Here is a 6,034-nt window from a genome sequence, read left to right on the forward strand (position 1 = left end):
TAAAATTAAAGACATATCGTAATCTAAATTTGATATAAATCTATCCCAAGCCGTTAAAGATTGCTTAAATGATGCCTGTTTAATCATTTCTTGTTAAATTTGTAGTCTAATAATTAATATCATGATATCATCAAGTATATTTTTAGGGCTGGTAGGCCCTTGGCAAATAGCCCTTATTGTGGTCATCGTTTTGCTTTTATTTGGAGGAAAGAAAATCCCTGAATTAATGAGAGGTTTAGGAAGTGGAATTAAAGAATTCAAGGATGCTTCAAAGGAAGATGAAGATCCTAAAATAGATGAGAAAAACTAATTTTTGGAATCATACTATAAAAAAACCAACTCAAATTGAGTTGGTTTTTTGTTTAGTCTATTAATGATAGTTGTATTCGTTTTCTTTGCAGGTCTACATCAATAACCGTTACCATAAGGTGTTGATGCAGTTGTACCACAGCATTCACATCACTTATATATTCGTTGGCAAGCTTTGAGATATGAATTAACCCACTTTCTTTAATTCCAATATCTACAAAACACCCAAAATTGGTAATGTTATTTACTATTCCTGGTAATTTCATTCCAGATTTTACATCATCAATCGTTTTTACATTTGGATCGAATTCAAAAACAGTAACTTTCTTTCTAGGATCTACCCCAGGTTTTTCTAATTCTTTTACAATGTCTGTTAGCGTTGGTAATCCTACCTCCTCGCTAATATAACTTTGTAATTTTATTTTTGAAATTGCAGTCTTATTCCCAATTAACTCACCTAAGGGAACTCCTGCATCTTTTGCCATTTTCGACACCAATTTATATCGTTCAGGGTGCACCGCCGAGTTGTCTAAAGGATGTTGGGGGTTTGTTATTCTAAGAAATGCTGCTGCTTGTTCAAAAGCTTTTCCTCCCAATCGCGGAACTTTTTTTAGATCTTCCCGAGAAGTTAGCGCTCCATTTTCTGAACGAAATGCTACAATATTTTCTGCTAATTTTTCACCAATACCCGACACATAACTAAGTAGTGGAACACTGGCTGTATTTACATTAATTCCTACACTGTTTACACAACTCATTACCACGGTGTCTAATTCACTTTTTAGTTTCGACTGATCGACATCGTGTTGATATTGTCCAACTCCAATAGCTTTGGGATCAATTTTTACCAGCTCTGCAAGAGGATCTGCTAATCGTCTCCCTATTGAGACAGCACCTCTTACGGTAACATCGTAGTTAGGAAACTCGGCACGAGCAATTTTGGAAGCAGAATATACAGAAGCTCCACTTTCATTCACCATAAATACCTGAATAGTACTTTCGAAAGGTATTTTCTTGATAAAAGCCTCTGTTTCCCTAGCGGCTGTACCATTTCCTATACCAATAGCTTCTATTTTATATGCATTTACCAAGGACCGTATTTTCTTAATTGCCGAAGTGGTTTCTCGTTGCGGCGGGTGCGGATATATATTTTCATTATGCAGCAAATCTCCTTGCTCATCTAAGCACACTACCTTACACCCTGACTTAAATCCTGGATCTAAAGCCAAAATCCTTTTTTGCCCCAAAGGAGATGCCAACAACAATTGTTTTAAGTTCTGGGCAAATACTTTAATCGCATTGTCATCTGCTTTTTCTTTGGCTTGATTTAATACTTCAGTTGCTATAGCAGGGGCGAGTAATCTTTTATATGCATCAGATATCGCCAGAAACATGTGATCTGTACAAGCTTCTACATTGGTTTTAATCATAACCCCATCAATGATATCTAAAGCTTCATCTTCTGTTACTGTAATTTTTACTCTGACAATTTTTTCGTTTTCTGCTCTTAAAATTGCCAGTAAGCGATGCGAAGGACATTTATGCAACGGTTCTTCCCATTCAAAATATTGCTGATATTTCTGCGCTTCTTCCTCTTCCTTTTTTGCCTTAATAACGGTTGAAGAAATACTGGCCTTTCTTTGATATAATCTTCTTAACCTATTTCGAACTTTTTCATTCTCATTAATCCATTCTGCAATAATGTCTCTTGCCCCTTGCAATGCCATTTCTTCATTCTTTACCGCATCAATAAGATATTGTGAGGCGACATAAAGGATCTCTTCTTCCTGTTGTTTTAAAATTACTTTTGCCAAGGGTTCCAGTCCCAATTCTTTGGCTACTGTAGCTTTGGTTTTTCGTTTTTTCTTATAGGGCAGATACAAGTCCTCTACTTGGGTAAGGGTTTCTGCAGCAAGAATTTTACGTTCTAATTCTGGCGTTAACGCCTCCTGCTCCCGAATAGTGCTTAGTACACTTTCTTTTCTCTTTTCAAGAGCTTCAAAAGTAGTTTTATATTTTACAATCTCACCAATAGCAATTTCGTCAAGGTCACCAGTTACTTCTTTTCGATATCTTGAAATAAAGGGTATCGTGGCACCATCTTCTAAAAGCGCAACGGTTTTGGCAATCTGTTTTTCTGAAACAGGAATATGCTTCGCGATAAAGGAAACTGTGTTCATTTATTTATGTTTAGAATCGCTAAATATAATGCCAAAATGAACAGTTTATTTTATATCCTGAAGAAAGTTTTCTACAATTTGTAGCTGTTGCAAATTATTAATCTACCTGCACGGTCTCTACTTTAGATATCAAACTACCATCACTACCAGCTCCTTCTACAAAAAACTTTATGTTCTCAAAAGGGGTGTTTGGTATTTTGAAGGTACTAGACCCTGTGCTTGAATCAACTTTTATATCTGGTAACCAGTGAATCGCACCATAACTTTTGAAAGCAGGAATATAGTAATCTACAAACGCAGGAGTATACACCTCTTTTATAGCCTCAAAACCTTTATTAATAATATGCTCAGTAATAAAAGGGCTGGGTTTTGAGTTCTTATATCCTTGTAATGGGATTTTTCTAGTATATATTAGAATAGTTCCTGTTCCATTTAACCCTGATATTGAACCATTTTTATCAACCAAAATTCTATCAATATCAGCACTTTGTAAGTTAAATAATATTTCATAGTCCGATACACGTACATCATCAATATATACTTCGGTTCCCGAACCATTATAAGTTCTAGCATTAATAGGTAATATTTGTACGCGCCCATCTTCTTTTATCTGGCCATCTACAACACTAGCTAATCCCGTTCCATATTTTACTCTAAACCCCTGCGTTGCTATATAATCCAGTATGTTTGGATATTTTCTAGTGTCTTCTAGGGTGATTTTCTTGGCATACCTCTTAAATCTTTCTGGAATAAATGCGTCTTCAAGCGTTTCTTTCTTTTCTCCTGTAAGCACCACTTGTTCCAGTTGTTCTACATTGTTTGCAAAAAAATTCTCTGGTACTTCTACCTGACTCAATACTCCAGATTCGCTCATGTCTATGACATCTGGCAATTCAATCTCAAATGGCTTTTTGAATCTATTGGTTTGTACCTTCAAATACATATTAGACCTTGCCATACTACCATTGGATCGAATAGAAGAAAAACGTAATCGATCATCTTTCTTTAAAAACAATGTATTCACCACAAAACTATTATCTGTCTGGTTAATATCTATTACCTTTCCCTGATTAGTTCCTGAAGGAAATAAATACACCTTCTCAACATTAGACCCTCTAGAGCTTTGTATTCTACCTCTAAGCACCAACCCTCGATTAAAATCGTATAGCACCTTAGGTTCATGATTAAAAATATTATTCCAACTATAACGACTCCACCCTTGAGCGAGTAACAATATATCTAAATTTTCTTGTCTCTCTTCATCACTATCCTCAAAGTAATAGCTTGCATTCTCTATAACACCTTGTACATATGGTCTTAACAGCATTGTAGAAACCATGTTATGATGGTGAGCATATCCCTTGGTTTCTTCTGGTAATACCGAAATACTTAAATCATAGGTTACTTTGTTCTTCTTGGGAAGATTTATACTCATGATTAATGAATCCTTTTTCTTATTTAATGCAGTTACCCTAACATTATGAGTAATCTGATTGGTGGTATTAAAAACCAAACGTTCCAAAACTGGTGTGTTTTTGTTGAATACCGTTAAGGTGTTTACCCCTGCATATAGTTCTGATCTATCGATTACAATTTCACTCTCTAATTTATCTTCAGGAAAACTTACAGGAACAATCTTTGATTTTTGATTTTGATGTACAAGCAAGTAATACAACTGGTTCTGAAGTGTAAGCCGGGTTGACGAATGAATCGATAGTTTTATTTTCAAAACCTCATTAGATTGATTATCAACTTGCATCACCATGCCTTTGCTCTGCGTTTTAGGAAGTGATGCCTCCACTTCTTGCTCTTCATCCAAAAAAACTTTGGCTGTATAGGTCATACCCGCCTTGGGAACCATAGTGAATTTTGCTAGTCCGAATTTATTAGAGGTAAACGTTGTAACTTCGTTGCCATTGCTATCTAAAATAATACCTTTATTGAATATTACGCTCTGCCCTTTCTTATCAATGAGTTTGGTTGCCAGGGTGTTTTCGATTTCGGATACTAAATGGCCCCCTTCAGGTAACACCTGTAAATCATAACTTAACTCCTTCTCTGTTGGCTGTGGAACAGGACCCACATCTAAGACTTTAAATCTAGCTACAAAAGAATCATCTTCAATAAAGTTGTTCATCCAATTGGTAGATACCCGAATATAGTATTCACCTGCACCCCAACTAGCATCTATCTCAATATTGCCTTTTGCGTGTCCTTCAGACCCTAGAAATAAACCGCTATACAACTCATTACCAGAAGCATCAAACAGCTCCACATTAAAATTGGTAGTGGCCAAAGAGGGTAATCCGTTCTTGCGATCAAAAACGTAAGCCTTAAACCAAATTTCTTCTTGAGGTAAATAGGTACTTTTGTTTAAATGTAAATACACCGTCTCTCGAGGAATCTTAAAATATCTTCCTACGGCTTCATTGGGAGAAACATCTGAAGGTATTTGTGAAAATCCTGAAAAAATACAAAACCATACCGTGACTAAAAGTAAGCGAATCTTCATTGTTTATAGGGGGTTGTTTAGTAAATAGTAATTATTTCAAATGGGCAGGCTACGCTAAAGTAGCAAATTTTATAGTAATTCAAATTTAATTAGAGTCGATGTTTTTAAGGGTAACTTCATTAGATATCAAACTGCCATCACTACCCATGCCTTCTATAAAAAACTTTATGTCTTTTATAGGTAAGTCTGGTACTTTAAAAGTAGTTGCACCAGATCCCTGGTTTATATACAAATCTGGTAACCAATGTATGGTGCCATATCGCTTAAATAATTCACCTGTAAAATCAGGATACTTAGGGTTATAAAACTCTTTAACCGGTTCAAAACCATTATCTACGATTTTTTTTATAATATGTTTACTTTCTTTCTTTTTGGCATACCCAGACAAAGGTTTTACTCTAGTATAAATTAATATGGTTCCATTACCTCGAAGCCCAGTTACCACTCCTCGGTTATCAATCAAAATTCGATTAACATCTATGCTCTCAAGATTTCCCAATATATCGTAATCTGATATAAGAATGTCGTTTACATAGATTTCAGGTGGCGCTTTAGACACCTGTTGAATTATTCTATAACTGTCAGAAGTTTTAGTTACGATATACCCTTGACTACGTATATAATCTAATATACTTAGATAATTCCTTGCTTCTTTCTCAGTTATCTTCTTGGCGTGTTGTTTAAAACGTACAGGAACAAATACATCATCTAGAATTTCTTCCTTTTCTTTTTCTGTTTTAATCACCACCTCGTCTAGTGCCTGTATATCATCAGTCATAAAACTCTGAGGAATCTCTACCTGTTTTAATCTCGTTGATCTGTTCTCATTTATAATCAAATCAGGAATATCACTGTTGAATGGCTTTTTAATGCTGTTCTTCTGAATATTTATATGCATATTAGACCGGGCCATACTACCATTGGAACGAATCGTAGATAATCGTAATGTATCATTCTTGTTTAGAAATACTGAATTAATCATAAAACTTTGATCTTTTTTGTCTACATCGATCATTCGACCTCCATTACCAAT

At 35.2% G+C, this 6,034-nt stretch carries 4 protein-coding genes; 1 reads left to right on the forward strand and 3 read right to left on the reverse strand.

The window, feature by feature from the left end:
• Positions 1 to 121: 121 nt before the first annotated feature.
• A complete protein-coding gene (locus tag M0D21_RS17330) occupies positions 122 to 310 on the forward strand; it encodes a twin-arginine translocase TatA/TatE family subunit (RefSeq protein ID WP_317250580.1) in 189 nt (62 codons plus the stop codon).
• A 52-nt stretch (positions 311 to 362) separates the two neighbouring features.
• Here M0D21_RS17330 and M0D21_RS17335 read toward each other — a convergent pair whose 3' ends face one another.
• From M0D21_RS17335 to M0D21_RS17345, 3 genes are all read right to left on the reverse strand, one after another.
• Positions 363 to 2,489, reverse strand: coding sequence for a Tex family protein (locus M0D21_RS17335; protein ID WP_248331892.1), 2,127 nt, complete (start codon positions 2,487 to 2,489; stop codon positions 363 to 365).
• 97 nt (positions 2,490 to 2,586) lie between these two features.
• Positions 2,587 to 5,001, reverse strand: coding sequence for a hypothetical protein (locus M0D21_RS17340; protein ID WP_248331894.1), 2,415 nt, complete (start codon positions 4,999 to 5,001; stop codon positions 2,587 to 2,589).
• Positions 5,002 to 5,086: 85 nt separating this feature from the next.
• The coding region (locus M0D21_RS17345) for a hypothetical protein (protein ID WP_248331896.1) at positions 5,087 to 6,034 on the reverse strand (948 nt) is incomplete at its 5' end.

Source organism: Aquimarina acroporae (assembly GCF_023195925.1).
Classification (GTDB): domain Bacteria; phylum Bacteroidota; class Bacteroidia; order Flavobacteriales; family Flavobacteriaceae; genus Aquimarina; species Aquimarina acroporae.